At 72.9% G+C, this 26,810-nt stretch carries 24 protein-coding genes and 2 tRNA genes; 12 read left to right on the top strand and 14 right to left on the bottom strand.

Annotated elements, in window-relative coordinates; genetic code table 11:
* Positions 1–35 precede the first annotated feature (35 nt).
* The 6 genes from ehuB (at position 36) to ACSU53_RS19740 (ending at position 4,212) form a co-directional block, all read left to right on the top strand.
* Positions 36–953, top strand: a complete 918-nt coding sequence (gene ehuB, locus ACSU53_RS19765) for an ectoine/hydroxyectoine ABC transporter substrate-binding protein EhuB (RefSeq protein ID WP_437029549.1) — start codon at positions 36–38, stop codon at positions 951–953.
* Complete coding sequence (ehuC, locus tag ACSU53_RS19760) at positions 950–1,648, top strand: ectoine/hydroxyectoine ABC transporter permease subunit EhuC (protein WP_437029548.1); 699 nt, start codon at positions 950–952, stop codon at positions 1,646–1,648. The genes ehuB and ehuC overlap by 4 nt, the downstream gene beginning before the upstream one ends.
* On the top strand, positions 1,645–2,295 hold the full coding sequence (gene ehuD, locus ACSU53_RS19755; RefSeq protein ID WP_437029545.1) for an ectoine/hydroxyectoine ABC transporter permease subunit EhuD: 651 nt from the start codon (positions 1,645–1,647) through the stop codon (positions 2,293–2,295). The genes ehuC and ehuD overlap by 4 nt, the downstream gene beginning before the upstream one ends.
* Positions 2,285–3,076, top strand: coding sequence for an ectoine/hydroxyectoine ABC transporter ATP-binding protein EhuA (ehuA, locus tag ACSU53_RS19750; RefSeq protein ID WP_437029543.1), 792 nt, complete (start codon positions 2,285–2,287; stop codon positions 3,074–3,076). The genes ehuD and ehuA overlap by 11 nt, the downstream gene beginning before the upstream one ends.
* A 196-nt stretch (positions 3,077–3,272) precedes the next feature.
* Complete coding sequence (locus tag ACSU53_RS19745; protein WP_437029542.1) at positions 3,273–4,031, top strand: IclR family transcriptional regulator; 759 nt, start codon at positions 3,273–3,275, stop codon at positions 4,029–4,031.
* 107 nt (positions 4,032–4,138) lie between these two features.
* Positions 4,139–4,212: transfer RNA gene (locus ACSU53_RS19740), tRNA-Lys, on the top strand.
* A 152-nt stretch (positions 4,213–4,364) separates the two neighbouring features.
* Here the strand turns inward: ACSU53_RS19740 and ACSU53_RS19735 are convergent.
* The 3 genes from ACSU53_RS19735 to ACSU53_RS19725 all read right to left on the bottom strand — a co-directional run bounded on the left by ACSU53_RS19735 (position 4,365) and on the right by ACSU53_RS19725 (position 7,699).
* Positions 4,365–4,970 carry a lytic polysaccharide monooxygenase auxiliary activity family 9 protein gene (locus ACSU53_RS19735; RefSeq protein WP_437029540.1) on the bottom strand — a complete coding sequence of 202 codons (606 nt, stop codon included), beginning with the start codon at positions 4,968–4,970 and terminating at the stop codon, positions 4,365–4,367.
* Positions 4,971–5,126: 156 nt separating this feature from the next.
* Complete coding sequence (locus ACSU53_RS19730) at positions 5,127–6,254, bottom strand: SPFH domain-containing protein (protein WP_437029538.1); 1,128 nt, start codon at positions 6,252–6,254, stop codon at positions 5,127–5,129.
* A gap of 122 nt (positions 6,255–6,376) precedes the next feature.
* Positions 6,377–7,699, bottom strand: a complete 1,323-nt coding sequence (locus ACSU53_RS19725) for a peptidoglycan-binding protein (protein WP_437029536.1) — start codon at positions 7,697–7,699, stop codon at positions 6,377–6,379.
* 189 nt (positions 7,700–7,888) lie between these two features.
* On the opposite strand from ACSU53_RS19725, the gene ACSU53_RS19720 reads away from it, so the two are divergent.
* From ACSU53_RS19720 to ACSU53_RS19710, 3 genes are all read left to right on the top strand, one after another.
* Positions 7,889–7,962, top strand: a tRNA-Lys gene (locus ACSU53_RS19720).
* 476 nt (positions 7,963–8,438) lie between these two features.
* Positions 8,439–10,475: a glycosyltransferase family 2 protein gene (locus tag ACSU53_RS19715; protein WP_437029535.1), complete on the top strand. Its 2,037-nt coding sequence runs from the start codon at positions 8,439–8,441 to the stop codon at positions 10,473–10,475.
* On the top strand, positions 10,472–12,412 hold the full coding sequence (locus tag ACSU53_RS19710) for a galactose oxidase-like domain-containing protein (protein ID WP_437029533.1): 1,941 nt from the start codon (positions 10,472–10,474) through the stop codon (positions 12,410–12,412). The genes ACSU53_RS19715 and ACSU53_RS19710 overlap by 4 nt, the downstream gene beginning before the upstream one ends.
* Before the next feature lie 174 nt (positions 12,413–12,586).
* On the opposite strand, the gene ACSU53_RS19705 is transcribed toward ACSU53_RS19710, so the two are convergent.
* The 6 genes from ACSU53_RS19705 to ACSU53_RS19680 form a co-directional block, all read right to left on the bottom strand.
* Complete coding sequence (locus ACSU53_RS19705) at positions 12,587–13,621, bottom strand: glycoside hydrolase family 6 protein (protein ID WP_437029531.1); 1,035 nt, start codon at positions 13,619–13,621, stop codon at positions 12,587–12,589.
* Positions 13,622–14,147: 526 nt separating this feature from the next.
* A complete protein-coding gene (locus tag ACSU53_RS19700) occupies positions 14,148–14,930 on the bottom strand; it encodes a class F sortase (RefSeq protein ID WP_437029530.1) in 783 nt (260 codons plus the stop codon).
* Between the two features lie 2 nt (positions 14,931–14,932).
* Positions 14,933–15,493 carry a hypothetical protein gene (locus ACSU53_RS19695; protein ID WP_437029528.1) on the bottom strand — a complete coding sequence of 187 codons (561 nt, stop codon included), beginning with the start codon at positions 15,491–15,493 and terminating at the stop codon, positions 14,933–14,935.
* Positions 15,494–15,993: 500 nt separating this feature from the next.
* Positions 15,994–16,773, bottom strand: coding sequence for an HAD-IIA family hydrolase (locus ACSU53_RS19690; RefSeq protein WP_437029526.1), 780 nt, complete (start codon positions 16,771–16,773; stop codon positions 15,994–15,996).
* A gap of 176 nt (positions 16,774–16,949) precedes the next feature.
* Positions 16,950–17,972: a hypothetical protein gene (locus ACSU53_RS19685; RefSeq protein ID WP_437029525.1), complete on the bottom strand. Its 1,023-nt coding sequence runs from the start codon at positions 17,970–17,972 to the stop codon at positions 16,950–16,952.
* 126 nt (positions 17,973–18,098) lie between these two features.
* Positions 18,099–19,562: an ROK family transcriptional regulator gene (locus ACSU53_RS19680; RefSeq protein WP_437029523.1), complete on the bottom strand. Its 1,464-nt coding sequence runs from the start codon at positions 19,560–19,562 to the stop codon at positions 18,099–18,101.
* Positions 19,563–19,818: 256 nt separating this feature from the next.
* Between ACSU53_RS19680 and ACSU53_RS19675 the strand changes: the two genes are divergently transcribed.
* Both ACSU53_RS19675 and ACSU53_RS19670 read left to right on the top strand, forming a co-directional pair.
* On the top strand, positions 19,819–20,895 hold the full coding sequence (locus ACSU53_RS19675) for a Gfo/Idh/MocA family oxidoreductase (protein WP_437029521.1): 1,077 nt from the start codon (positions 19,819–19,821) through the stop codon (positions 20,893–20,895).
* Positions 20,892–21,371, top strand: a complete 480-nt coding sequence (locus ACSU53_RS19670) for a heme-degrading domain-containing protein (RefSeq protein WP_437029519.1) — start codon at positions 20,892–20,894, stop codon at positions 21,369–21,371. The genes ACSU53_RS19675 and ACSU53_RS19670 overlap by 4 nt, the downstream gene beginning before the upstream one ends.
* A 179-nt stretch (positions 21,372–21,550) precedes the next feature.
* Here the strand turns inward: ACSU53_RS19670 and ACSU53_RS19665 are convergent, their stop codons facing one another.
* The 4 genes from ACSU53_RS19665 to ACSU53_RS19650 all read right to left on the bottom strand — a co-directional run bounded on the left by ACSU53_RS19665 (position 21,551) and on the right by ACSU53_RS19650 (position 24,856).
* The gene (locus ACSU53_RS19665; RefSeq protein WP_437029517.1) at positions 21,551–22,279 is read right to left on the bottom strand and encodes a S1 family peptidase; all 729 of its coding nucleotides are present in this window, start codon (positions 22,277–22,279) and stop codon (positions 21,551–21,553) included.
* Positions 22,280–22,536: 257 nt separating this feature from the next.
* Positions 22,537–23,409, bottom strand: coding sequence for a fumarylacetoacetate hydrolase family protein (locus ACSU53_RS19660; RefSeq protein WP_437029515.1), 873 nt, complete (start codon positions 23,407–23,409; stop codon positions 22,537–22,539).
* A gap of 185 nt (positions 23,410–23,594) precedes the next feature.
* Complete coding sequence (locus tag ACSU53_RS19655; RefSeq protein ID WP_437029513.1) at positions 23,595–24,320, bottom strand: YidC/Oxa1 family membrane protein insertase; 726 nt, start codon at positions 24,318–24,320, stop codon at positions 23,595–23,597.
* Between the two features lie 194 nt (positions 24,321–24,514).
* A complete protein-coding gene (locus ACSU53_RS19650; RefSeq protein ID WP_437029512.1) occupies positions 24,515–24,856 on the bottom strand; it encodes a DUF6412 domain-containing protein in 342 nt (113 codons plus the stop codon).
* A gap of 392 nt (positions 24,857–25,248) precedes the next feature.
* Between ACSU53_RS19650 and ACSU53_RS19645 the strand changes: the two genes are divergently transcribed.
* Entirely contained in the window at positions 25,249–26,262 is a 1,014-nt protein-coding gene (locus tag ACSU53_RS19645) for an SEC-C metal-binding domain-containing protein (RefSeq protein ID WP_437029510.1), read from the top strand.
* A gap of 168 nt (positions 26,263–26,430) precedes the next feature.
* Here ACSU53_RS19645 and ACSU53_RS19640 read toward each other — a convergent pair whose 3' ends face one another.
* Positions 26,431–26,805 carry an iron chaperone gene (locus ACSU53_RS19640; RefSeq protein ID WP_437029508.1) on the bottom strand — a complete coding sequence of 125 codons (375 nt, stop codon included), beginning with the start codon at positions 26,803–26,805 and terminating at the stop codon, positions 26,431–26,433.
* Between the last annotated feature and the right edge of the window lie 5 nt (positions 26,806–26,810).

Below are 26,810 nucleotides of genomic sequence, written 5' to 3'. Positions count from 1 at the left end.
GAATAAGTGTCATCGCTTCGGGTAGCTGCGCCGCCATGGCTCCACCACTGGGACAACCACTGAGACGATACGGAGTTGCCTCCGGGCCCTCGCGCCGGTCGCTGCTCGCGGGGGTCGCGGCGCTCGGCGCACTGGGCGCAGCGGGCTGCTCGCGGGTGCCGACGGAGTCGAGCGCGGACGGCGGTGACCTGCTGGAACGGCTCCGGGCGGCGGGCGTCGCCCGGCTCGGCATCGCCGGCGAGATACCGTTCGGCTACATCAACAAGGACGGCGAGCTGACCGGCGAGGCGCCGGAGCTCGCCGAGGTCATCTTCAAGCGGCTGGGTGTGGACCGGGTGCAGCCCGTCCCCACCGAGTTCGGCTCCCTGATCCCGGGACTGAACTCGCAGCAGTTCGACATCGTGGCCGCCGGGATGTACGTCAACCCCGAGCGCTGCGAGCAGGTCATCTTCTCCGATCCCGACTACCAGATGCTCGACTCCTTCATCGTCCGCAAGGGCAATCCGAAGGGACTGCACAACTACCAGGACGTCGTCGAGAAGAGGGCGAAGTTCGCCACCGGCACCGGGTACGCGGAGATCGCGTACGCGGTGGAGGCCGGGTACAAGGAGAGCGACATCCTGATCGTCCCCGACCAGGTGGCCGGCCTGAACGCCGTCGAGGCCGGACGGGTCGACGTGTTCGCGGGGACCGCGCTCACCACCCGTGAGGTGGTGAAGAAGTCGACGAAGGCGGAGGTCACCGAGCCGTTCAAGCCGATCGTCGGCGGGAAGCCGCACGTCGACGGGGGCGCCTTCGCCTTCCGGCCGACGGAGACGAAGCTGCGGGACGCCTTCAACGAGGAGCTGCACAAGCTGAAGAAGAGCGGTGAGCTGCTCCGCATCCTGAAGCCCTTCGGGTTCACCGAGGACGAGATGACGGATCTGACCGCGAAGGAGTTGTGCGGCGGATGACCTCAGGACTCTGGGAACGCGTACTCGAAGGCGTCTGGGTCACGATCCAGCTCCTCGTCCTCAGCGCGCTGCTCGCGGCGGCCGTGTCGTTCGTCGTCGGCATCGCGCGCACGCACCGGCTGAAGTTCGTCCGCTTCCTGGCGGGCTTCTACACCGAGGTGTTCCGTGGCACCTCGGCCCTGGTGATGATCTTCTGGGTGTTCTTCGTGCTGCCCCCGGCGTTCGGCTGGCAGCTGGTGCCGCTGTGGGCGGGCACGCTGGCACTCGGCCTGACCTACGGGGCGTACGGCTCGGAGATCGTGCGCGGCGCGCTCGCCGCGGTCGACCCGGCCCAGCGCGAGGGCGGCATCGCCCTCAGCTTCACGCCCGCCCAGCGGCTGCGGCTGATCCTGCTGCCGCAGGCGGTGCCGGAGATGATCCCGCCGTTCTCCAACCTGCTGATCGAGCTGCTCAAGGGCACCGCCCTGGTGTCGATCATGGGCATGGGCGACCTGGCGTTCAGCGCTAACCTGGTGCGTCTGGCGCTCCAGGAGAGCGCGGAGATCTACACCTACATCCTGCTGATCTACTTCGTGATCGCCTTCCTGCTCACCCGGCTCATGCGCGGGCTGGAGAAGAAGCTGAAGGCCGGGGTCGGCCGGACCCCGACGAAGAAGACCGCCGTGCGCGTGCCCGAGGGAAGTGGTGTCTCGTGAAGTGGGACTGGGGCGCGGTCGCCGATTTCATGCCGTACTTCTGGGACGGTCTGCTGGTCACCCTGCAGATCCTGGTCCTCGGCTCGCTGATCTCGTTCGGGCTGGGACTGGTGTGGGCGCTGCTGATGCGGGTGCCGACGCGCTGGGTGACCTGGCCGGTGGGGTCGGTGACGGAGTTCATCCGCAACACCCCGCTGCTGGTGCAGCTGTTCTTCCTCTACTACGTGATGCCGGAGTGGGGGGTCACGTTCTCGGCCCTGACCACCGGTGTCTTCGCCATCGGGCTGCACTACTCGACGTACACGATGCAGGTCTACCGGGCCGGCATCGAGGCCGTGCCGGTGGGCCAGTGGGAGGCGGCGACGGCGCTGAACCTGCCGCTGCGCCGGACGTGGACCGTGGTGATCCTGCCGCAGGCCGTGCGCCGGGTGGTGCCCGCCCTCGGCAACTACGTCATCTCGATGCTGAAGGACACGCCGCTGCTGATGGCCATCACCGTGCTGGAGATGCTCGGCCAGGCGCGGCTGTTCTCCCAGCAGAACTTCCAGTTCACCGAGCCCGTGACGGTGATCGGCGTCGCCTTCATCGTCATCTCCTACCTGGCATCCCTTGCCCTGCGAGCCCTGGAGCGACGCCTTGTCCACTGACACCCACGCACCGTTCGAGAAGAAGCCCGAGAGCCCGCGCAGCACCGGTGAGCTGATCCGGCTGGAGCAGGTCACCAAGCGGTTCGGCGACCACACGGTCCTGGACCACCTGGACTTCTCCGTCGACGCCGGCAAGCACGTGACGCTGATCGGCCCGTCGGGGTCCGGCAAGACCACGATCCTGCGGTTGCTGATGACCCTGCTGAAGCCGGACGAGGGCACCATCACCGTCGACGGGGACCGGCTCTTCCCCGCGCCGGAGAAGCAGGTCCGCGAGGTCCGCAAGAAGATCGGGATGGTGTTCCAGCAGTTCAACCTGTTCCCGAACATGACCGTGCTGCGGAACATCACCGAGGCCCCGGTCACCGTCCTCGGCCTGTCCAAGGACGAGGCGGAGGAGCGGGCGCGGGACCTGCTGGAGCTGGTCGGCCTGACCGACCAGACCGACAAGCACCCCGCGCAGCTGTCCGGCGGCCAGCAGCAGCGGGTGGCCATCGCCCGGGCGCTGGCCATGCGGCCGCAGGTGCTGCTGCTGGACGAGGTGACCTCGGCGCTGGACCCGGAGCTGGTCGCGGGCGTGCTGGACGTGCTGCGGGACATCGCCCGCTCCACGGACATCACGATGCTGTGCGTGACCCACGAGATGAACTTCGCGCGGGACATCTCCGACCAGGTCCTGATGTTCGACTCCGGCCGGGTCATCGAGTCCGGGGCGCCGGAGAAGATCTTCAGCGAACCGGAGCACGACCGGACCCGGGAATTCCTCAGCGCGGTCCTCTGACCACGGGGCGTGTGCGGGCGAAGAGCCGAGGTCCAGGCCTTGGCTCATGTCGTCGGCATATGCCAGAGGGTCTGCGCCGCAGTTCGGAGGGGCCGCAATCTTGTCAACACCCCCTCTGCGACGGCCGTTCGGCGGCTATCGTGGACGGGGTTCGCCGACCGGATCGCGGCCCACCGAGCGAGCGCAGGGGGAAACCGTGGCGCTGAAGCACGAGCCGACCGCGCCGTACCACTCGGCCCAGGACGCCCTGCGCGTCCTGGAGACGGTGGCGCGGCACACCACCGGAGTCACCGACGACGACCTGTCCCGCGAGAGCGGCCTCCACGGGCAGCGGCTGACCACCCTGCTGCGGATGCTGCGCCGCGAGGCGTACGTCGAGCAGATCGCCGACGGCGCCTACGTCACCGGGGAGGCGTTCGCCCGCCTCGGTGCCGCCGAGGGCCACGACGCGGCGGTGCGGGACACCCTCCAGCGCACCCTGGACCGGCTGCGCGACCGCGTCGGCGCCGCCGTCTACATGAGCCGGTACGTGGACGGCGAGGTCAAGGTCACCCAGTACGCCGACAGCCCGGCCACCCCGAAGGTCAACGAGTGGGTGGACTTCCGCAGCTCCGCGCACGCCACGGCGGTCGGCAAGAGCCTGCTCACCCAGCTGGACCACAGCGGACGGCGCGACCACCTCGCCCGGCACCGGATGGCCCGGCTCACCTCGCGCACCATCACCAGCGACAAGCTGCTGCTGTCCCAGCTGGCCACCCAGCCGCCCTCGGTCCCGGTGCTGGACCTCCAGGAGTACGCGGTCGGCACCGTGTGCGCGGCCGTCCCGATCACAGCGGGGTCCTCGGTGGGCTGCCTGGCCCTGTCGCTGCCGGTCGAGCACGCCCACCGGCTGCGCCGGGCCGCCGAGACCCTCAACCGCAGCGCCGCCCCGGTGCTGCTGTCGCTGACGATCTAGGTCTCCCCGGGGAGGTCCCCGCGCCCGGAGCGGTGGTCGGGAGCACCCCCGGGGAGCAGGTATTATTTTTCGCGTCGCCGGCCGCGGAAGCGGACGGCGGGAGTCATGCGCCGCTAGCTCAGTTGGTTAGAGCAGCTGACTCTTAATCAGCGGGTCCGGGGTTCGAGTCCCTGGCGGCGCACGGTGAAGGGCCTCTCGTGGGAGCGGGAGGCCCTTCGGTGTTTCTCCGGTGTTTCTCCGTGCTTCTCCGCGCTTCTCCGTGCCCGGCATCGGCGTCCGGGCGGTCCGGTTCCGGCGGGCCGGGCGGTGCGAGGTCCGGCCCGCCGGAACCGCTCAGAACGTGACGTCCGAGCAGGCGTAGAACGCGTTGTTCGTGTCGGCGACCGTCCAGACGGCCACGATCACGTGGTGCCCGCTCAGCCCCGAGGGCAGCCTCCCGGTGTGCGAGAGGGTCTGCGGGGGCCGCTGCCCGTTGTAGGGCACCGTGAAGAACGGGGTGAGGTTGAGGTCGGCCCGGGTCAGGGCGTGGTTCTGGTTCCAGCCCGGCTTGGTCACGTAGTACTTGAAGTCGGTCGTGGCGTGCATGGCCGTGAACTGCCACCGGAAGGTGTAGTTCTGGCCGCCACTGACCCGGGTCGTGGGCCACGCGCCGCCCGAGGGCGTGCGCGGGGCGTCGAGCTGGGAGAACCGGGTGTTGTTGCCCGAACAGATCCGTCCGTCGGCGGGCCCGGAGGAGGGGAAGCCCTTCGGTCCCTCGACGCTCTGCGGCTCCCACTGGATGGCGCCGCAGTTGGTGACCGTGCCGTTCTGGCACAGCTTCTGCCGGCTGACCGGCAGGTCGGTGTAGCCGTGGCCGCTGGCCCCGCCGGAGGAGAACGCGAGCGCTCCGGTCGTGGCCAGTCCCACCGCGGCTGCGTACAGCTTGGTCCGTGTGCGCATGCTGCCGCTCCTGGTGAACGTGGGGGTGTCAGTGAGCCGTGCAGGGTGGTGCGAGTAGGTCTAGACCAAGTCTGAGCGTAGGACTGCGGCATGGACATGTCCAGACCAGATGCACGGCGGTTTCCACCACCCTCGGGAGGACGCCCCTCGTGCGGGTCAGGGCATCGCCTCGCCCCGCCCCGCGCAGAACGCCACCGTCAGGTCCTTCACCAGCGCCTTGCGCTCGTAGTCGTCCAGCTCGACCAGCCCGCGCACGGTCAGCCGGGTCACCGTGTCCTCCACCGAGTCCACGACCGAGCTGAGCACGCTCGCCCGGTGCCGGGCGTCCAGCGCGGCCATCCGGCGCCGGTGCATCGCCGCGGCCACCTCCGGCGCGTACTCCACCCGGACCGGCCGCACCGCGAACACCTCCAGGCCGACCGGCGCGGTGTCCGCCGCCACCTGCCGGGTCAGCGCGTCACGCAGGGCGTCCATCACCGCCTGGCCCGCGCCCGGCGCCTCCGCCGGCAGCCGCAGCAGCGCCGCCTCGACGCACTCGCGCAGGTACGTCTCGTGGTCCTCCACGCCGAGCGTCGCCCGCGCGGTGTCCCGCACCCGCCACACCACCGTGACCACCACCCGCAGGGCGACCCCGCCCCGGTCCGCCGCCGGCATCGGCTCGCTGCGCCAGTGCCGCAGCCGCACGTCGACCCGCCGGCGCAGCAGCAGCGGGTTCACCCACAGCAGCCCGGTCCGGCGCACCGTCCCCCGGTAGCGGCCGAACAGGCCGAGCACCCAGGCCCGGCCGGTCCGCCCGCGGGCCAGCCCGCCGAAGCCGAACAGGCCGGCCGCCCCCGCCGCCGCGTACGCCGCCCACTGCGCGGGGCCGGCCCCGGCCCCGGGCGACGGCGGCAGACCCAGCGCACCGGCCGCGAGCGGCGGGAGCGCGCCGGTCCACCACGCGGTGGCCAGGCAGCCGGCCGCCCCGCACACGCCGGCCAGCACCCCCACGGCTCCCGGCAGCACGCGGGCGGGCCGCTCCACCAGGTCGGGGTCGACCCGGGGCAGCGCCTCGGGCCTCTCGGGGGCCGGGCGCCGCAGCCGGGGCTGCTCCCCGGTGCCCTGCCGGCGCGCCACCACGGCGGGCCGCAACGGCACCGGCGCCGGGTCGGGGTCGTCACGGAACAGCAGGTGGACGGGGATCTCGGTGGTGGACTCGGTGTGGATGAGCCGGGCCGGACGGGTCGCCGGCCCGCCCTCCGCGGGCTGCTCGGACTCCGGGGTGTGGGACGTGGTCGTGGTCATGCGTGCCTCCAGCCTCCGCGCCAGATGCGTCACGTCGGGATGGGCCCGGCCGGCCGGGCCGGGCGACCGGGTGCCGCCCGCGCCACCGGCGGGCGCGCGGACGGCCGGGTCTCGCCGGCCGGTCAGGAGAACAGCCGCCGCCAGGTCTCCGGGCCCGGATAGCCGTCGGCCGCTCCGCCCCGCCAGCCCTGGGCCCGCTGGAACGCCTCGACGTTGCGGCGGTCGGCCTCGCTCCAGCGGGGGCCGGGTCCGGTGGTGTAGTGCCGGCCGAACCCCTTCTTCACCAGCTGCCGGCCCAGCCGGGTGACGTGGTCGTTGTGCGCGCCGGGCCGGAAGAAGGCCCGCCCCGGGTAGCCGGGCACCCCGTGCGAGGAGGGCTCCCCGGCGCCGGGGGTCACGGCCCGCACGTCCTTGCCGCGACCGGTCACCAGCAGTTCCCAGGTCACCGGTCCCGGCAGCCCGTCCGCCTCGGCCCCCCGCCAGCCCTGGGCCTCCTGGAACGCCCGGGTCGCCCTGCGGTCCGCCTCCGTCCAGCGCGGCCCCGGGCCGACGGTGTAGAAGCGGGCGCCGCCGCGCTCGACCAGCATCCGGCCGAGCTGCGTGACGTGGGCGTTGTTCGCCCCCGGCCCGAAGTACGCCGCCCCCGGGAAGGGGGTGCCCGCCGGCGTGGCCGGTTTCGCGGTGTCCGGCTCGGAGCCGGCCGTGCCGCTCGTCACACCCTTGTACCGGTACGGGACGTAGCGCGCGGAGTCGCTCCAGTAGGCGTACGGGGTGTTCAGCCGGCGGGTGTGGGGCCGGGTCTGCTCGTACGCCACGTAGGCGGTGCGCGTGTGGTCCGTCCAGCCGCCGAACAGGACGACGTGGGATCCCGCGTGCGGGTCGGACTGATTGTGGAAGAGCAGCATGTCGCCGGGCTGCAATTCGTCCTTGGTGATTTTGTCGGCGTACTTTCCGAGACTTCCGGTCCATTCGTTTCCGGCGAGGTTCCAGGCCATCGAGACATAACCCGAACAGTCCTGCCGGTAACCGTCGGACCAGTACGCGGTCATGCTGTACGGGACCTTCGCGGCGACCCAGGTCTTCGCCCGGTTGATGATCTCCGCCCGGGTCGTCGCCGGGGTGCTCGTGGGGGCGGCGGGCAGGGCCGCCTGGCCGCTCGGGCCGTGCAGCGGGGCACGCTGCCCCTGCGGGGTGTCGGGCACATCACCTGCGGGAACGTCCGGGCCGCCGGGCCGCTGGGCGGCCTGCGGGGCGGCCAGGGCCGGTACCGCGGTCCCGCCCAGCACCGTCGAGGCGGCGGCCGCCACGACCACCGTCCGGTGGGCGGCCGGGCGGCCGGCGGCACCTGCGCCCGGAATCTGCGGCGGCATTCGACGCCCGTGAACACAGCCGGGGCACTCGCAATCGCTCGCGGGATCGAATTCCTCGAATACCGGGGACTCCATGCGATACCCCTCACACTTCCGGTGAAAATCTCCGCACCTGTGCACGGTGATCAGTTTCTCAACTGTCGTCGTCGTGCGCATGTTGACGGTCCGAATGATGTAAGCGGGGGGCCGGCCGGGTGCTCCGGGAGGGGTTCCGCGGCGGTCCGGACCACCCGGCGGGGTCCTGTAGAGTGTCTCCGTCAGCGCGCGCCGCTAGCTCAGTTGGTTAGAGCAGCTGACTCTTAATCAGCGGGTCCGGGGTTCGAGTCCCTGGCGGCGCACCGACTGGACGGGCTCCTCGTGACCGGGGGGCCCGTCCGCGTTTGGCCGGGTTCCGTCCCGCGGTGAGCAGCCGGTGCCCGTCGTCCGTACAGGACTGCGGGCCATCGTGCGCAACCGGCCTCCGCGGACCCGTTCCAGAGGTCACAATGGGCGCGTATGACCGGTGAACACCGTGTATCGCGCCTTGCGATCATGATGAACACCGTACAACCTGGGTTCTTCAACATTCTGCGGGTTCGCGGCTGTTGGGGGGCGGGAATCCGGTTGCCGCCGGACGGGTCCGGCGGACCGGTCCGGGGGCGATGCCAAGGGGGGCATCATGCAACCGGAAAGGCGCTGTGCCGTGTCTATAAGGTGTGCGGGACGTGGTGACAGCGGTCTACCACTGATACGTCCGTGAAGGTCGAGGGGGACCGGGCGCGGGCGGAAGAAAGCGACGAAACACGCGGGTGACCCGCGTGTGGGGGGATGACTCATGACGTCGACGCCGACGGGCGCCCAAAGGGACGACGACCCGTCCCAGACAACCCAGCTCAGGGTGCCTGCCCACCGGACAGGCAACACGGGCGCGTTCCGGCGGATCAAGAAGACGCTGCCCAAGTACGACTACGAGCACTACAGCCGGCTCGCGGGGCCCCTCACCCAGCCGGATCCGGGCAAGCCGTACAAGGTCCAGTACCGCTCGCTGATCGGCCAGGAGCCGCACCGCATCCGCATCGCGCTGATGCTGGCCGCGGCGCCGGTGCTGTCGCTGGTGCTGCTGGTGTGGCTGCTCCAGCCGTCGCACTGGACCGAGCGCGACTACCCGGCGTTCGAGTGGCTGCCGGCCCTGGACGTCGTGATGCTCGTCTCGATCGGTCTGATCGAGTTCTTCCGGTGCATGAACGTGCTGTCGAACGCGCACGCCACCCTCGTGGCCCGCGACCCGATCCCGGTGGTCCCGGAGACCGGCACCCGCGTGGCCTTCCTCACCTCCTTCGTGCCCGGCAAGGAGCCGCTGGAGATGGTGACGAAGACCCTGGAGGCGGCCGTCAAGATCCGCCACCGGGGCCTGATGCACGTCTGGCTGCTCGACGAGGGCGACGACCCCGAGGTCAAAGAGGTCTGCGCGCGCCTGGGGGTGCACCACTTCTCCCGCAAAGGGGTCGCGAAGTGGAACATGCCCAAAGGGCCGCACCGCGCCAAGACCAAGCACGGCAACTACAACGCCTGGCTCGAGGCGCACGGTGACGACTACGACTTCTTCGCCTCGGTCGACACCGACCACGTCCCGCTGCCGAACTACCTGGAGCGGATGCTCGGCTTCTTCCGGGACCCGGACGTCGGCTTCGTCATCGGCCCGCAGGTGTACGGCAACTACGACAACTTCGTCACCAAGGCGGCGGAGTCGCAGCAGTTCCTCTTCCACGCCCTGATCCAGCGGGCCGGCAACCGCTACGGCTCGCCGATGTTCGTCGGCACGTCCAACGCCGTGCGCATCAAGGCGCTGAAGCAGATCGGCGGTCTGTACGACTCGATCACCGAGGACATGGCGACCGGCTTCGAGATGCACCGCCACAAGAACCCGGAGACGGGCCGCAAGTGGCGCTCGGTCTACACCCCGGACGTGCTCGCCGTCGGTGAGGGCCCCAACGCCTGGACGGACTTCTTCACCCAGCAGATGCGCTGGTCGCGCGGTACCTACGAGACGATCATCGGGCAGTACTGGAAGGGCTTCTACTCGCTCCCGCCGAGCAAGCTCTTCAACTACACGATGATGATCATCTTCTACCCGATGGCGGCCATGAACTGGATCCTGGCGGCGCTGAGCTGTGCGCTGTTCCTGGGTCTGGGCGCCTCGGGTGTGAACATCGACCCGACGATCTGGCTGATGCTCTACGGCAACGCCTCCGCGCTGCAGATCGGCCTGTACATCTGGAACCGCCGCCACAACGTCTCGCCGCACGAGCCCGAGGGCTCCGGCGGTGTGGCCGGCATGGTGATGTCCGCGCTGTCCGCCCCGCTCTACGCCAAGGCCCTCATCGACTCGGTGCTGCGCCGCAAGAGCAAGTTCGTGGTCACCCCGAAGGGCGACTCGGCCAGCCCGGACACCTTGTTCGGCACGTTCCGCTACCACTGGTACTTCATCGCGATCTTCGGTGGCTCCATCGCCGCGGGCTTCGTCTACGGACACGCCCACCCGGCGATGGTCATCTGGGCCACGTTCGCCCTGCTGATCACGGCGGCGCCCATGTTCGCCTGGCGCCACGGCATGCGGCAGGACAGGAAGAAGCCCGGCGCGCACGCCGCGGGGCAGCCGGCGGCCGCCCATCCCGCGGCCCCGGCGCCGGCCATGCCGCAGCAGCAGCACGCACCGCACACGCCGCAGGCCGGCCCCAGCTGGGCCGGCTCGCACGGAGCACCGGGCGGATCAAGGGGCCCCGAAGGCCCGGGCGGGACCGGGGGCGGCAACCCCGGTAACGACCAGACCATGCAGATCGCCCTTGGTGGACTTGGGGGACGTAAGAAATGAAGGACCGTGCTGGCCGTCGTCGCGCACGTCGCATCGCGATAGGCACGACGGTGGTACTCGCGCTGGCCGGAATGAACGGGCCGTGGCTCTACCGCTTCGGTACGGAGAAGTATCACGCGTACAAGATCAACCAGCCGGAGTACAAGGCCGAGAACGGCCGCTGGGAGATCATCGAGTTCCCGGAGAAGTACCGGCAGAACACGATCCACGCGGCGCTGCTGCGCACCGGCAAGGTGCTGCTCGTCGCGGGGTCGGGCAACAACAAGGACAACTTCGACGCGAAGAAGTACGACACCCGGATCTGGGACCCGGTCAAGGGGACCATCAAGAAGGTGCCGACCCCGAGCGACCTGTTCTGCACGGGACACACCCAGCTCGCCAACGGCAACCTGCTGATCGCGGGCGGCACCAAGCGGTACGAGAAGCTCAAGGGTGACGTGAAGAAGGCGGGCGGCCTGATGGTCGTCCACAACGAGAACCCGGACAAGCCGATCACCCTCCCGGCGGGCACCAAGTTCGTCGGCAAGGAGAACGGCAAGACGTTCGTCTCCAAGGACCCGGTGCTCGTCCCGCGCGCGAAGAAGAACTTCGACAAGCAGACCGGCGAGTTCCTGGGCAACACCCCGGGCTACGGCCGGACCTACGTCGAGGCGCAGAAGGAGGGCGCCAAGTACGAGACCGGCACGCAGGACAACTACACCGTGCAGGGTCTCACCGGCGAGGACGCGCAGAACACGTACGGCATCGCCGAGAAGCTGGCGCTGGACAAGAAGGACTTCCAGGGCATCGACGACGCCTTCGAGTTCGACCCGATCGCCGAGAAGTACATCAAGGTCGACCCGATGAAGGAGGCGCGCTGGTACCCGACGCTCACCACCCTGAGCGACGGCAAGATCCTCAGCGTCTCCGGCCTCGACGACATCGGCCAGCTGGTCCCGGGCAAGAACGAGATCTACGACCCCGCGACCAAGAAGTGGACCTACACCGACAAGGTCCGCCAGTTCCCGACCTACCCGGCGCTGTTCCTCATGCAGAACGGCAAGGTCTTCTACTCGGGTTCGAACGCGGGCTACGGGCCGGCCGACGAGGGCCGCGACCCGGGCGTCTGGGACGTGGAGACCAACAAGTTCACCAAGATCCCCGGGCTCAGCGACCCCGACATGATGGAGACGTCCAACACGGTGCTGCTGCCGCCCGCCCAGGACGAGCGCTACATGGTGATCGGCGGCGGCGGCGTCGGCGAGTCCCGCAAGGCCAGCGAGAAGACCCGGATCGTGGACCTCAAGGCCGACGACCCGAAGTTCGTCGACGGCCCGTCGCTGGACAAGGGCACCCGCTACCCGCAGGCGTCCATCCTGCCCAACGACGACATCCTCGTCTCGGGCGGTTCGGAGGACTACCGCGGCCGGAGCGACTCCAACATCCTGGAGGCGCGGATCTACGACACCGAGAAGAACGAGTTCAGGCAGGTCGCCGACCCGCTGGTGGGCCGCAACTACCACGCCGGCTCGATCCTGCTGCCCGACGGCCGGGTGATGTTCTTCGGCTCCGACTCGCTCTACGCGGACAAGGCCAACACCAAGCCGGGCGAGTTCGAGCAGCGCATCGAGATCTACACCCCGCCGTACCTGTACGGCGAGCGTGAGCAGCCCCAGCTGTCCGACGGTCCGGAGACCATCGAGCGCGGCGGGTCCGGCACCTTCACCTCGAAGGACGCCTCGAAGATCAAGAACGTCCGGCTGATCCGCCCGAGCGCCTCGACCCACGTCACCGACGTGGACCAGCGCTCGATCGCGCTGGACTTCGAGGCCGACGGCGACAAGCTGACGGTCACCGTGCCGAAGAACCGCAACCTGGTCCAGGCGGGCTGGTACATGCTGTTCGCCACGGACTCCGACGGCACGCCGAGCAAGGCCCAGTGGGTCCAGGTGCCGTAGGCCCATACGGCATGCGGTGGCCCCGGAGCCGGGTGACGGTCCCGGGGCCTTCGCGACGGGAAAGGGGCGCCCTGGGGGCGCCCCTTTGTCGTGTCTCCGGTGGTTCATCGTCCACCGTGCTTCCGGTGGTCCCCCGGCAGGGCCGTCGGGTGACGGCCCGTCGCTCGCGTCCCGTCAGCCGGCGGACCGGGCGAGGCCGAGGGCGTAGTCCTCCCACCACTCGCCCGCCTTCGGGCCGCCCTTGCACTCGCCGTCCGACTCGCCGGGGCGCTTGATCCACAGGTACGCGTCGACCAGCGGATCGTCCGTCTTCACGGTCGGGGTCTCGCCGAGGGCACGGCCGGGCGGGTTGCACCAGCGTTCGTCCGCGGCGCCCTCGGTGTAGGGACCGTTGCCGTTGCGGCTGGTGTCGATGACGAACGGCTTGTTGCCGACCTTGGCGGACAGCTGCTTGCCGTAGGCGATGGAGTCCTCGGTGGAGTAGAAGTTGGAGACGTTCACCGAGAAGCCGTCGGCCTGGTCGATCCCGGCCCGCTTCAGCGGGTCGAAGATCTGGTCGGGGTTCCCCCAGCCCGCGTTGCCCGCGTCGATGTAGACCTTGGTGTTCTTCAGGCCCTTCAGCTGGGCGACGGCGCCCTTGAGGAGGTCGTAGCGCTCCTCGTGGAACTGCTGCGGGGTGCAGCCGTCGACCAGGTGGAGCACCGCGTCGGGTTCCAGGATGACGGTGGCCGGGCGGTCGCCGATGCCCTTGGCGACGCCGTCGACGAAGTCGCGGTAGGCGTCGCCGTCGGCGGCGCCGCCCTGCGAGTACTGCCCGCAGTCGCGGTGCGGGATGTTGTAGAGGACGAGCAGCGCGGTGCGGTCCGCCTTCTGGGAGGCCTCGGTGAAGCCGCGGGTCTGCTCCTCGGGGTTCTCCGGGCTGATCCACTCGGCCACGGGCTGCTCGGCGATCTTGCGGACCTGCGCCGCCTCGTCCTTCTTGCCGGCCTCGGTCAGCGCGGCCACCTCGCGGGCCGCGGTGCCGTTCGGGTTGACCCAGTAGGGGTCGGCCTCCTTCGGCTGCTGTGCGATCCCCGTGCCGGCCGACTCCGGGTCGTCCCCCTTGCCGTCGCCGCCGGAGGAACACCCTGTGATCAGCAGTGCCGCCCCCAGCACCGCTGCGGACGCCCGCCTCCCGGCGAACGCCCCGACCCCCCTGCTGCCGTACATCCAACCCCCCTTGGGTGCACTGATTCCCTGTGCTCAGGTGCCGTTCCGGAACCCTTCCGGCCCGCTTCGGGCCCGCGCCGGGCCCGCTTCGGGGACTGCTCCCCGACTGCTTTCCGGACCGCGTTTCCGGAGTGCTGTTTTCCGGACCGCTGTTTCCGGACTGCTGCTTGCGGTCTTCTGTTCCGATGTTCGGGTCCCAATCCTGACATACGGGCCCGGACACCCACGAGCGCCGATCGAAACGGACCGGTCTCCGGGCCGGGAGGAGGCTGAGGGGCGGGCTCGGGCCGCCGGGAGGGAAGGGGACGGGGAGTGAGGCGGCGGCGCCGGGCCGGGAGGGGCCGGGGACTGGGCGGCGGCGCCGCACGGGGAGGGGGCCGAAGGGACCGGACGGCCGCCCCGGGTGGGGAGGGGGCCGCGGGAGGCCGGGTGGCCGGCTCCGTGCGGGAGGGGTATCCGCTCAGGGCCCCCGGCCCGGCCGCCCCGGGCCGGGGGCCCCGCGGCCGGGCACCGCGCGGCCGGTGCGTCAGGCCGCGCCGCGGGCGTCGGTGCTCGTGCCCGGGCCGTCGTCCGTGCCGTCGTGCGTGCCACCGTCCGTTTCCGTGCCGGTGTCCGAACCGGTGCCGGGGTCGGTGCCGGTGTCGGTGGTCGTTCCGGTCAGGTAGGCGGAGACGACCACGTTGGCGGTGTAACTGTCGGTGGCCTCGTCGAAGGTGCCTCCGCAGGTGATCAGGCGCAGTTCGGCCCGGCCGTCCCGGCGGGGCCCGTACGCCTGCCGGGCGTCGAAGCCGTCCCGTTCCAGGACCTGGACGCCTTCGATGGTGAACTCGGCGACCTCGTCGTCCGCGCGGACCACCCGGATCTTCTGGCCCGCCTGCAGCGAGCTCACCCGGTAGAAGACGGCGGGCCGGGTCTCGGTGTCGACGTGACCGACCATCAGGGCGGTGCCGGGCGCACCCGGGGTCACGCCGTCCGCGTACCAGCCGACCGCCTCGGGGCGGTCGAAGGGCGGCGGGTCGAGCGCGCCCCGCTCGTCCAGGCCGCGGGAGACGACCGGGGCCCGGACGTCGAGGCCGGGGATGACCAGGCGCTCGGGCAGCGCCTCGTCCAACGGGCGGTGGGCCGGGGGCAGTTCCACCATGGGCGGGCGCCCGGCCGCGGCCATGTCACCGGTGGCGGGCCCGGTCGCTCCCGGGCGCGCGTCGGTCGCGTCGCGGCCCCACAGCCACAGGCCGAGCAGCAGCACCACCCAGGCCACCCCGGTGAGCAGCCGGCCCGAACCGGACCGGGCGGATTCCTGATCGGACATGGTCAGCCCGTCCCGCTGCTCCGGCGGACGCGGCCGCCGGCGACGGCCACCGCCGCGGCGCCCGCGAGCGCCAGGCCGGTCACCACCTGCGCCGTGCCGGGGCCGTCCTCCGCCTCGGCGGCCGCCAGCCGTGCGGTGCCGCCGCCGCCCGCGTCGACCGGTGCGACCGGCGAGGCGGGGGCCGTCGGACGGTCGGTGGCCGGTTCGTCGTGGCCGCCGGACGGGGTGCGGGCCGGGGAGACGGTGATGGTGCCCCGGCGGTCCGTGCCGCCGCAGTTCACCTTCACGTCGTACACACCCGCGGTGAGGGAGGAGCGGACGCGGCTCTCGCCGACGAGGACACCGTCCGACACGCTGAGCCGGACCTCGGAGACGAACGCCGCCGACACGGCCACCGCCGTCCGCTCGGCGCACTCGGGCACCCGCAGGGTGACGTCCGTGCCGGGTGCGGGGGCCGCGGGGGTCACCGCCACACCACCGCCGTCCGCGGCGTGCGCCGTCACCGGGGTGAGCGCGGCCACGGCCAGGGCGCCCGTACAGAGAGTGAGTCTCATGGAACTCATCGTGAACCTCCAGACACCCGGAGCCTCCCCCGCGAGGGGGGTGCACGCATCCTCGCGGGTGCCGCGATTACGCCGTCCGGGTGGCGGCCGTCTCGGGGGAGGTTTGAACGCCGCAGGTCGGCGGGGGTGTGACGGCGGTTGCCGACGCGGATGGTCGCGGCGGCCCGGAGGGTCGGAGGGCCCGGTCGGCGGCCGGGGCGGTCGGCCGGGCGGCCAGCTGGGCAACTTGGCCGGGCAACTCGGCTGGGCGGCTGGGCCGGGCCCTGGCGGTACGCGCTCCGGGGCCCGGCCTCGGCGAGGCGGACAGGGTCACGCCCGGCCGCCGGGCGGGCGGGGCCGCGACGGTCAGCCGTCGGACGCCAGGCCCGGCCGCGACCGGTCCGTGTCGGACACCGGTCGCGGCCGTCCGGTCGGATGCCGTCCGGTCGAATGCGTTCCCGTCGGATGACGACCGGTCGGATGCCGACCGGTCAGGTGCCGCCCGGTCGGATGCCGTCCGGTCAGATGAGGTCGACGAGGTCCGCGATGGAGTCCAGGACCTTCGACGGCCGGTAGGGGAAGTCCTCGACCTGGTCGGCCCGGGTCAGCCCGGTGAGCACCAGGAAGGTCCGCATCCCCGCCTCGATGCCGGCCAGCACGTCGGTGTCCATGCGGTCGCCGATCATGGCGCTGGTCTCCGAGTGCGCGCCGAGCACGTTGAGGCCGGTGCGCATCATCAGCGGGTTCGGCTTGCCCGCGAAGTACGGGTGCTTGCCGGTCGCCTTGGTGATCAGCGCGGCCACCGCGCCGGTCGCCGGGAGCGGGCCCTCGGTGGACGGCCCCGTCTCGTCCGGGTTGGTGCCGATGAACCGGGCGCCGTTGTTGATCAGCCGGACGGCCTTGGTCATGGCCTCGAAGGAGTAGGTGCGGGTCTCCCCGAGGACGACGTAGTCCGGCTCGTGGTCGGTGAGGACGTAGCCGATGTCGTGGAGCGCGGTGGTCAGCCCGGCCTCGCCGATGACGTAGGCGGAGCCGTTGGGCCGCTGGTCGTCCAGGAACTGCGCGGTGGCGAGGGCCGAGGTCCAGATGTTCTCGATCGGCACCTCCAGGCCCATGCGGCGCAGGCGGGCGTGCAGGTCGCGCGGGGTGTAGATCGAGTTGTTGGTGAGGACCAGGAACGGCTTCCCCGACTCGCGCAGCTTCTTGATGAAGGCGTCGGCGCCGGGGATCGGGACTCCCTCGTGGATGAGCACCCCGTCCATGTCGGTCAGCCAGGACTCGATGGGCTTGCGGTCTGCCATGTGCCGGATCTCCTGCCGTACGCGGTGCTGCGTGCGCCCCAGCCTAAACAGACCGGGATCTTGTGGGAATGGCGGCGGGGGCGGGGACGGCCGGCCGGGGTGCCCGGGAGCGGGCCGCCGGGTGCGCGGGGACGGGTCCCGCCGTCTCGCGCCCACCCGCCCGCCACGCCTGCCGGTCAGCCGCGCCGGCGGGCGAGCAGCACCGCGGCGCCGCCGGTGATCAGGGCCGCCGCCGCGCCGGCGAGGACACGGGCGCCGTCGCCGATGCCGCTGGCGGCCAGTTCCTCGGCGAGGGCGGTGTCGGACGTGGCGGGGGTGGGCGTGGAGGTGCCGGGCGGGCCGGTGGTCGCGCCGGGGTCCGGGGTCGTGACGGCGGGCGGGCCGGTGCTGTCGCCGGGGCGGGGGTGCGGGCCGGGGCTGGGGGCGCGGGTGGCGCCGGGGTCCCGCGACCCGTCCGGGGCGGGTTCGCGCGGGCCGGTGCCGGGGGCGGCGTCGATACGGAAGCGGTAGTCGTCGGACTGGCCCACCCAGTCGCCGTCGTCCTGGTGCCGCTGGACGACGGCGGCGTTGGCGACGACCTCGTTGGGGCCGGCGTCCGAGGTGAACTGGAGCCGCAGCTTCACGGTGAGCGTCCGGCCGGGCCCGACGGTGAAGCCGGGGAAGCCCGCCTCGTCGTCGGCGAGGGCCCCGACGAGTTCGTCCTGGTCGGTGCGTTCGAAGCGGACGGGATGCGGCAGGCCCTCCGCGCCGTCGACGTCCCCGGTTGCGTCGGCCCCCTCCGCTTCCCCGGCTGCGTCGGCTCCGTCCCGTCCCCCGGTCGGCTCGGCTGCCTGGGGGCCGTCGGTCGGTCCGGCCGCGTCGGTCACTCTCCCGCGGTCGTAGAACTCCAGGGTGGCCTGGCCGGGCTTCAGGGACCGTGCCTCGTCGACGAGGACGATCACGGGGTGGACGGCGGTGCAGGTGCGGTCGGTGGTGTTGGTGAGGTCGACGTACCAGACGCCGAAGCCGCCGCCGGCGGTGTAGGTGGCCGGGCCGCCGTGGAGGCGGGTGGTGAGGGGGAAGTCGCGGTCGCCGGCGGTGGCACAGGCGACCGCGGCGGGGAGGGCGTCCGCGGGCGCGGCGGCAGCCGACGTCCCGGCGACGGGGAGCACGGCGGCCGCCGCCACCAGGCAGAGAGCCGCGGGCAGGCAGGGGCGCATGCCACGACTCCTTGCCGCGGCGGCCCCACCGGTCCCCCGACACGCGGGAAGTCCACCCGGACGGGCCCCGCATTCCCCCCGCCCGGCCGAGGGGCGGCCGTCCCCTGCCGGGGGTGGCAGTGGGCGCTAGCCGTCGCCCCGGCCGAACACCGGAGCCAGGATCAACTGGGCCGCTCCCTCCGCGATCCCGGCGGCGCCGTCCCCCGTACCCGGACCGACGACGCTGCCGCTGCCTTCGCGGTCGCCACTGCCTTCGCGGTCGCCACTGCCTTCGCGGTCGCCGCCGTCGGCGCGGCCACCGCCGTGGTCGCCGGGCCCGGCGCCGCCGCCGCCCGGGGCGCCGCCCCCCGCACGGCCGCCGGAGGCGAGGCGCACCGGGACGGACGGGTCCCCCGTGCGCCGGGCGCGGGCGTCCAGCACGGCGCGCACACCGCGCACGAAGGTGTCCGGCGCGGCCTCGATCGTGCGCCCGCCGAGCAGGACGCGGTCGATGTCCAGCAGTCCCACGAGGTTCGCCGCGCCCGTGCCGAGCACCCGGGCCGCCTCCCGCGTGTCGCCCCGGGCCACCGCGTCCAGGCACAGCGCCTCGATGCAGCCCCGGTCGCCGCAGGGGCAGCGCGGTCCGTCGAGCTGCACGACCTGGTGACCGAACTCCCCCGCGCCGGTCCGCGGCCCCCGGTGCACGCTCCCGCCGATCACCAGTCCGGCCCCCAGTCCCGTCCCGAGGTGCAGGTAGGCGAAGGAGCCGCCCTCGCCGCCGACCGCCAGCCCGAGGGCCGCCGCGTTGGTGTCCTTGTCGACGACGACCGGCGCCCCCAGCCGCTCCGCCAGGGCGTCCCGCAGCGGGAACCCGTCCCAGTCCGGGTAGCCGGTGACCCGGTGCAGCACGCCCCGCGCGTGGTCGAGCGGTCCGGGCAGCGCGACGCCGACCCCGAGCAGGGTCCGTACCGGCCCGCCCCCGGTGCCCGCGCGGTCCGGCACTGGGTCACCGGGCACCGGATCACCGGTCGCCGGATCACCGGTCGCCTGGTCGCCGGTCGCCTGGTCGCGGGCCGCCGGATCACCGGCCACCGCGTCGGTGCGGCTCGTCACCGGGTCCCCGGCCGGCAGGCCGGATCGGCTCGCGACCTGTTCCTCGGTCACACCGCCGGAACGGCCCGCCACCAGCTCCCGGGCCACCGCAGCGACCCGGGCGAGCACCGCCTCCGCGCCGGCGCCCAGGTCCAACGGGGTGCGCCGCTCGGCCACCACCCTGCCGTCCAGGTCGGCGAGGACGGCGCGCAGTCCGTCCCGGTCCAGGTGCACGCCGACCGCGTGCCCGGCCTCCGGGACCAGGCGCAGCACCGTGCGCGGCTTGCCGCCGGTGGAGGCCCGCCGCCCCGCCTCGACCGCCAGGCCGTCCTCCCGGAGCCGTGCGGTGATCTTGCTGACGGCCTGCGGGGTGAGCCCGGTGCGTTCGGCGAGTTCCAGGCGGCTGATGCCCTCGGCGCCCGCGGTCCGCAGCAAGTCGAGCACCAGCGCGGAGTTGTGGCTGCGCAGGGCCAGGAGGTTGACGCCCCCGGCACCGCGCGCCGCCGCTCCGTCGGCCACAGTTCCGCCGACCGCCGCTCCGGCGATCGCCGCAGCGCCGGTCCCTGCACCGCCGATCGCCGCACCGCCGGCCACCGGCCGCAGGCCCGGTCCCGGCCCCGGCCCCGGTCCCCCGCGCGAGCCCGACCCCGACCCCGACCGCGCCCCCGCTCCCGACCCCTGCCCCGCTCCCGGTTCCCGTCCGCCGTTCGTCCTGTTCACGGGGCCATTGTCCCTCCTGCTTGCACTTTGGCAACAGCGTTGCGAAAGTAGGGGCATGACTGGCAACCCCCTCCGCGTCGGCCTCGTCGGCTACGGCCTCGCGGGCTCCGTGTTCCACGCCCCGCTGATCGGTGCCACCGAGGGCCTCGCGCTCGACACGGTGGTCACCTCCCACCCGGAGCGGCAGCAGCAGGCCCGCGCCGCGTACCCGGACGTCCGGATCGCCGCGACCCCCGACGAGCTGTTCGCCCGCGCCGCCGATCTGGATCTGATCGTGGTGGCGTCCCCGAACCGGACCCACGTCCCGCTCGCCACCACCGCCCTCGAGGCCGGCCTGCCGGTCGTCGTCGACAAGCCGCTGGCCGGTACGGCGGCCGAGGCGCGGGAGCTGGGGGCGCTCGCCGAGGAACGCGGGCTGCTGCTCTCCGTCTTCCAGAACCGCCGCTGGGACAACGACTTCCTCACCCTGCGCAAGCTCCTCGCCGACGGCGAACTCGGCGACGTCTACCGCTTCGAGTCCCGCTTCGAGCGCTGGCGGCCGCAACTCAAGGGCGGCTGGCGGGAGTCGGGCGACCCGGCGGAGATCGGCGGGCTGCTCTACGACCTCGGCAGCCATGTCGTCGACCAGGCGCTGGTCCTCTTCGGCCCGGTGACCGCGGTCTACGCCGAGTCGGACCTCCGGCGGGAGGGCGCGATGGCCGACGACGACACGTTCCTCGCGCTCACGCACGCGAACGGGGTCCGCTCCCACCTCTACGTCTCCGCGACGACGGCCCAGCTCGGCCCGCGCTTCCGGGTCCTCGGTTCGAAGGCCGGCTACGTCAAGCACGGCCTCGACCCGCAGGAGGCCGCCCTGCGCGACGGTGCGCGGCCGGGCCCGGACGCCACCGCCTGGGGCACGGAACCGGAGGAGCTGTGGGGCCGCGTCGGCGCCGGGGAGTCCCCGGTGACCGGCGGCGGACGTGCCGTGGAGACGCTGCCGGGCGACTACCCCGCCTACTACGCGGCCGTGGCGCGGGCCCTGCGCGACGGCGGCCCCAACCCGGTGACCGCCCTGGAGGCGGCCGACGCCCTCGACGTCCTGGAGGCGGCGCGCCGTTCGGCCGCCGAGAAGGTGACGGTGACGCTGTGAGCAAGCCCGAAGTGACCCCGACCGTCGAGGAGCTGGAGGCGCAGGAACAGCGCCTGGTCTTCCGCCGGTTCACCCACGACGACGCCTGGGCGCTGGGTTGCCTCCTGGTGGAGATGGCCCGGGAGCGGCAGGCCCCGGTCGCCATCGACATCCACCGCGCGGGTCAGCAGCTCTTCCACGCCGCGCTGCCCGGATCCACGCCGGACAACGACGCCTGGATCGCCCGCAAGCGCCGGGTCGTCGAGCGCTACGGCTCCGCCTCCTACCTCGTGGGCGCCCGGCACCGCGCCAAGGGGACGACGTTCGAGGCATCCTCCCGCCTGGACCCCGACACGTACGCGGCGCACGGCGGTTCGTTCCCGATCACCGTGACGGACGTGGGCGTGATCGGCGCGGTCACGGTGTCGGGGCTGCCCCAGCTCCAGGACCACCGCATGGTGGTGGAGGCGCTGGAGCGGTTCCTGGCCGCGCGGTGAGCCGTTGAGCGCCCCACGGTGAGCCAGTGAGCACAGCGGGCCCTCACCGCACCGAGAGCGGTGAGGGCCCGTGGCCGTCGGCGGTCCGCCTCCGGCCCGGAGCGACCTGCGCTCCGGGCCGGGCCCGGGATCGGGAGGCGGACCGGGAGGCGGACCGGGAGGCGGGACCGGCAGGCCGGTCAGACGCCCGCGACCGACTGGATCCAGGAGCGGTACGCCGTCACGTTGGTGTACGCCGTGGTCGTCTGGCGGTCGCTGGTGGAGGCGACGCCCACCTGGACGCCGTTGGCCATCATCGGGCCGCCGGAGTCGCCGCCGGCGGTGATGCCGTCACCGCGGCGGGCGCAGATCGCGGAGCCTCCGTAGGCGTCCGAACAGCCGCCGGTGACGGTGACGTTGGCAACCTTCAGGTACCGGGACTGGCAGTTGGCCTCGGAGCCGCACCGGGAGGTGGCGCCCCAGCCGTAGACCTGGACGTTCTGGCCGACGCGGACGGTGCCCGGCTGGCCGAGGCGCGCGTAGGTCGCGGACACGGAGCGGTCGAGGCGGACGAGCGCGAGGTCCGAGCCGTGGGTGTAGGTCTGGACGCCGTTGGCGACGGTGCCGCCGCTGTGCTGGTCCAGGCTGCCGATACGGAAGGACAGGCCGCCGCCGGTGACGCAGTGCTTGGCGGTGAGGATCCAGGTCGGCGCGATGATGGTGGCCGAGCAGGTCTCTCTGCCGTTGGAGAACAGCCGCGCGGCCCAGGGACCGCTGGAGGCGTGGCCGCCGCCGATGATGGGCTGCGGCGCCTTGGTGACCGGGGGCGCCGCCGCCGGTGCCTCGGCCGCGGCGGCGGTGGGGCTGAGGAGTGCGAGAACGGTCACCGCGGCGGCGGCGAGCGCGGGAACGAGCCGGGATATGCGCAAGGTTCCTCGATTCGACGGGCACGCAAGGGGGCGCGTGCTCTGCTGTGGGGGACGCGGCCCGGCGAGGAACACCGGACCGCACCCCATCCGAACTCCGGCCCGTGACACAGGAGTTCGGTGTGGGGTACGGCACAGGTTCCCGGATATTCGTCGAACGGGGTACTAACGGCTGGCGATAACACGGCGCTATACCCGCCCCGACCTGGGCGGGATCCCTCTGCCTACCCTGCAGGACCGGGCAACGGGCCCCTGCCCGGTCAGGCGGAGCGCAGCTCCTGCCGCTGCCGCCCCAGGCCGTCGATCTCCAGCTCCACCACGTCCCCCGCGCGCAGGTACGGTTTCGGCTCGGGACGGCCCATGGCGACGCCGGCCGGTGTGCCGGTGCTGATCACGTCGCCGGGGCGGAGCACCATGAAGTGGCTGACGTAGCGGACGACTTCGCTCACCGGGAAGATCTGCTCGGCGGTCGTGCCGTCCTGCCGCAGCGTGCCGTTGACCCACAGCCGCAGCCGCAGGTCCTGCGGGTCGGGGACCTCGTCGGCGGTCACCAGCCAGGGGCCGAGGGGGTTGAACGTCTCGCAGTTCTTCCCCTTGTCCCAGGTCCCGCCGCGCTCGATCTGGAACTCCCGCTCGGACACGTCGTGCCCGATCGTGTATCCGGCGACGTGGGCCAGCCCCTCCTCCGCCGACTCCAGGTAGCGCGCCGTACGGCCGATGACGACGGCGAGTTCGACCTCCCAGTCCGTCTTGCGCGCACCGCGCGGCACCAGGACCGGGTCGTCCGGCCCGACGACCGTGTCCGGCGCCTTGAGGAAGACGACGGGTTCCGCGGGCGGCTCGGCCCCCGTCTCCCGGGCGTGGTCGTGGTAGTTGAGGCCGATGCAGACGATCTTGCCGATCCGGGCCAACGGCGGGCCGGTCCGCAGCCCCGCCCCGTCCAGCCCCACCCCGTCCAGCACCGGCAGCTCACCGGCAGCGGCGGCCGTCCGGATCCGGGCGAGCGCCTCCGGGTCGGAGAGCAGCGTGCCGTCGATGTCCGTGACGAGGCCCGACAGGTCGCGCAGAATTCCGCTGTCGTCGAGCAGCGCGGGCCGCTCCCGTCCCGCCGTACCGACTCGCAGCAGCTTCATGGTCACGTCTCCCTCGATCGTGAGCCCGTCGGACGGGCTCGATCGTGAGCCCGCCCGACGGGAGCGACCGGTGCGGCGGGACGCGCCCCCCTCGGCGGACTCGGACGATCCTCCACAGTGCGGGTCCGCGCGGCAAGACCCCGTTCACGTACTGGACCCGCCCGGCCCGCGCGCCGGGCCCGTCGTCACCGGTACAGGACGGCCCGCTCCACCACGCTCCACGTCGTGCTCGTCACCACGTAGAGCGCGGCGGCCAGCGGCACGACGGCCACGGTGACCAGCGTGAAGAAGGACGTGAACGGCAGGAACCGGGTCACCGCGGCCACTCCGGGCGCCGGGACCGGTTCCGCCGCGCCGCCGCCCCCGGCCGGCGCGGGGTGGGCGGCCATCGACCGCCGGGTCAGCCGGTAGCCGAACGCGGCGACGACCGCCACCACGGCGAACAGCCCCACGTACACGAGCCCGGCCGCCCCGAACACCCCGCCGTCGCCCAGCGCATCGGTCCAGCGCCCGCCGAGCGGCGCCGCGAACAGCTCGTGCCCGAGCAGCGCGTTGGCCCGCCCGCCGACCGTCTCGCTGGAGAACAGGTGGTAGAGCAGGAAGAACGCCGGGAGCTGGAACAGGCTGGGCAGGCACCCCGACAGCGGAGACACCTTCTCCTCGGCGTGCAGGGCGAGCACGGCCCGCTGGAGCCGTTCCGGATCACGGTGGTGCCGGGCGCGCAGTTCGGCGATGCGCGGCTGGAGCGCGGCCCGCGCCTTCTGGCCGCGCGCGGCGGCCCGGGACAGGGGATGGACGAGGAGGCGTACGAGCGCGGTGAACAGGACGATCGCGGCGGCCGCCGAGGCGGCGCCGAACAGCGGCTGGAGCAGGTCGGCCAGATGCTCGACCAGGCTGGCGAAGACGGACATGGGTGAGCCCTCCGGGGGTCTCGTCGTGCCGGACGGCGTCCCGGGCCGCGGGGGCGGGACACCGAGGGAGGAAGGACGGCATGACGACACGACCCCGCACAGGGCCGGCCGGAGAGACGCGCACGGAACGCGCACCGCGGAACACGGAACACGGAACACGGAACGCGGAAGAACGTGGAGGTCGCCGGAAGGCCCTACGCGGCGGCGGTCGCCGGGAGGGCGGCTCCGGGAGCCCGTGGCCGGGTGCGGCCCCGGGCGTCGGGGTCGCGCTGCGGCAGGAAGGCGGTCCGCAGCTTCCGGTCCCGCATCGCCGTACGCACCCGCGTGGGCGGCACGGCGGGCGCGCAACGCGCGGAGACCAGCGCGCAGACGGTGAGCGCGGCCCCGGCGGCGGTGGTGGCGGCGAGCGCGACACCGGCGGACAGCCCGCCGGCGGCGTCGGGGAGGGCGAGCAGCAGCGCGAACGGGACGAGCGCGAGGAGCACGGCGAGCAGACGGCCACGGACGGCACGCGGGCACGCGTGCCGACGCGACATGACCGCCACCTCCGTCATCGTTCCCCCTCGCCCCCGGACGCGTGCGCGGGCCATGGGCCACGGCCCGCCGGATGCCGCAGACGCCCGCACTGCCGGGCTCGTCCGCCGCCCCGTTCTCCCGGACCGTTCTGCCGGCCGTCCTGCCGGCCCGCCTTGTCGGCCCGTTCCCACGGAGCCGGTGGTCCGGACGCCCGGTCTGGGCCCCGCCTCCGCGGGCCCCGGCTCCTGGCGTCCACCAGCTCCTCGCGGCCACCGGCTGTCCCGGCTTCTTCGTTATACAGCACGGACTCCGGGCGGACGCAACGCGCAGCGGGGCAGGAGAGGCCTCAGCAGGCCGGGAGAGGCCCACCGCTGCCTCACGCCCGTCACCCGTCGGCAGTACGGTGTCCCCCATGCGCCCCGACACGCCTGCCGAGAACGTCGACCACATCGCGGAAGCGGACCGCCTGGAACGGACCGCGGATCGGTACCCCGAGGACGCCGAAGCCCTGCTGCTGCGGGCCGCCGCCCACCGGGAACTGTCCGGCGACCGCCCCGCCGCCTCCGCCCTCTACGACCGCCTGCTGTCCTCCGGCGCCCCGTTGGAGAGCCCGTTCCTCGTCCGCGCCCTCAAGGCGGCCAACCTGTGGGAGTACGGCCACGAGGCGGAGGCCCGCGCCATCATCGACGGCATCCGCACGGCGTCCCCGCACGACCCGGCGGCCTGGGTGATCATCGCCGAGGCGCTGGAGGCGCACGACGAGCTGGAGGCCGCGCAGGAGACGTTCACCGAGGCCGTGCGCCTGCTCCTGCCCGCCGGCACGGAGCCGACCCGGGCCGCGCGCCCCCTCCTCTTCGGCCGCCACCGCGTGCGCCGGATGCTGGGCGTCTCGCACGACGAGTGGGACGCCGTCGCCGACTCGGTGCACTCCCTGCCGATCACCCTGGACGAACTGCACGACCCCAAGCGCGTGTGGTCCCTCGGCTCGGAGAACCCGGCGGAGCTGCAGGCCGAGATCACCCGCCTGCGAGCGGAACTGGGCGCCTTCCGCGAGGCCCTGTCCCGCCCCTTCCCGGTGGCCGTCCTGCACTGGCCGGCCGGCGAACTGACCGAACTGCTTGCGGCCTGCCCGTCGCTGGCCTCCGAGTACCCCTCCCCCGAACGCCACCTGGCGACCATAGAGGCGTCCCTGCGCGAACTCGCCGCCTCCGGCACCCCCAACCTGGGCATCGTCACCGGCACCGTCCCCTCCTACGAGGCCTTCGCCGCCTCGGAGGGCGCGTCCCCCGACGACCCGGCCCTCCTCCCCCAGTACGCGACCACCCTCGCCGCCCGCGGCCGGGCGGTGGCCTGGCCGCCGGAGCGGGGCGCGGCGTGCTGGTGCGGGTCGGGCCGGACGTACGGGGAGTGCCACGGCACCGCCTGACAGCCCGCGCGACCTGCGCGGGCTGCGCGGCCTGCGGGGGCGGCCCGTCCGCCGGGCCGGGACGGCAGCCGGGGGCGCACCGGCCGCCGGGGCGGAGGGCAGCCGGGGCGGGACGACAGCCGCGGCGCACCGCCTTCGCGTCCGCCGCGCCGCCCGGTCACGTGCCCGTCAGCAGGGCGCCCCCGGCTCCGCGGCGGTCGCCCGCAGCAGATCCCGCACCAGCTCGAAGTCGACGTCCGCCGGCTTGCGGAACCGCAGGCACCCCTTGCCCATGTCGTGGCCGGCCAGGCGCTCCTCGAACGCCTCCCGGACGTCGCCGCGCATGAGATAGAAGGAGATGTACTGCTTCTGACTCGCGAAGGCGATCTCCGCGGTCCCCCCACCGCCGCCCCGCACATAGGCGGGCATCCCGTAGGCCATGACCTCGTCGAACCCTCCGAGCTCGGCCCGGCACAGCTCGCGCACCCGCGCCAGGACGCCTCGGCGGTCTTCTGGGACCGCAGTGAGGTAGCTGTCGACGTCTGTCGCGTTGCTTTGCACCATAGGGG

It is taken from the genome of Streptomyces sp. enrichment culture (assembly GCF_964273255.1).
GTDB lineage: Bacteria > Actinomycetota > Actinomycetes > Streptomycetales > Streptomycetaceae > Streptomyces.
This window is presented reverse-complemented; position numbering and strand designations above follow the sequence as displayed.

Bases quoted from the DNA above. Each gene is read 5' to 3' on its own strand.
- ACSU53_RS19650 (WP_437029512.1), bottom strand. From the start codon at position 24,856: ATGTCGCGTCGGCACGCGTGCCCGCGTGCCGTCCGTGGCCGTCTGCTC.
- ACSU53_RS19660 (WP_437029515.1), bottom strand. From the start codon at position 23,409: ATGAAGCTGCTGCGAGTCGGTACGGCGGGACGGGAGCGGCCCGCGCTG.
- ACSU53_RS19690 (WP_437029526.1), bottom strand. From the start codon at position 16,773: ATGGCAGACCGCAAGCCCATCGAGTCCTGGCTGACCGACATGGACGGG.
- ACSU53_RS19710 (WP_437029533.1), top strand. From the start codon at position 10,472: ATGAAGGACCGTGCTGGCCGTCGTCGCGCACGTCGCATCGCGATAGGC.
- ACSU53_RS19645 (WP_437029510.1), top strand. From the start codon at position 25,249: ATGCGCCCCGACACGCCTGCCGAGAACGTCGACCACATCGCGGAAGCG.
- ACSU53_RS19730 (WP_437029538.1), bottom strand. From the start codon at position 6,254: ATGACCACGACCACGTCCCACACCCCGGAGTCCGAGCAGCCCGCGGAG.
- ACSU53_RS19675 (WP_437029521.1), top strand. From the start codon at position 19,819: ATGACTGGCAACCCCCTCCGCGTCGGCCTCGTCGGCTACGGCCTCGCG.
- ehuB (WP_437029549.1), top strand. From the start codon at position 36: ATGGCTCCACCACTGGGACAACCACTGAGACGATACGGAGTTGCCTCC.
- ACSU53_RS19735 (WP_437029540.1), bottom strand. From the start codon at position 4,970: ATGCGCACACGGACCAAGCTGTACGCAGCCGCGGTGGGACTGGCCACG.
- ACSU53_RS19640 (WP_437029508.1), bottom strand. From the start codon at position 26,805: ATGGTGCAAAGCAACGCGACAGACGTCGACAGCTACCTCACTGCGGTC.
- ACSU53_RS19685 (WP_437029525.1), bottom strand. From the start codon at position 17,972: ATGCGCCCCTGCCTGCCCGCGGCTCTCTGCCTGGTGGCGGCGGCCGCC.
- ACSU53_RS19715 (WP_437029535.1), top strand. From the start codon at position 8,439: ATGACGTCGACGCCGACGGGCGCCCAAAGGGACGACGACCCGTCCCAG.
- ehuC (WP_437029548.1), top strand. From the start codon at position 950: ATGACCTCAGGACTCTGGGAACGCGTACTCGAAGGCGTCTGGGTCACG.
- ACSU53_RS19725 (WP_437029536.1), bottom strand. From the start codon at position 7,699: ATGGAGTCCCCGGTATTCGAGGAATTCGATCCCGCGAGCGATTGCGAG.
- ACSU53_RS19700 (WP_437029530.1), bottom strand. From the start codon at position 14,930: ATGTCCGATCAGGAATCCGCCCGGTCCGGTTCGGGCCGGCTGCTCACC.
- ACSU53_RS19695 (WP_437029528.1), bottom strand. From the start codon at position 15,493: ATGAGTTCCATGAGACTCACTCTCTGTACGGGCGCCCTGGCCGTGGCC.
- ACSU53_RS19655 (WP_437029513.1), bottom strand. From the start codon at position 24,320: ATGTCCGTCTTCGCCAGCCTGGTCGAGCATCTGGCCGACCTGCTCCAG.
- ACSU53_RS19705 (WP_437029531.1), bottom strand. From the start codon at position 13,621: ATGTACGGCAGCAGGGGGGTCGGGGCGTTCGCCGGGAGGCGGGCGTCC.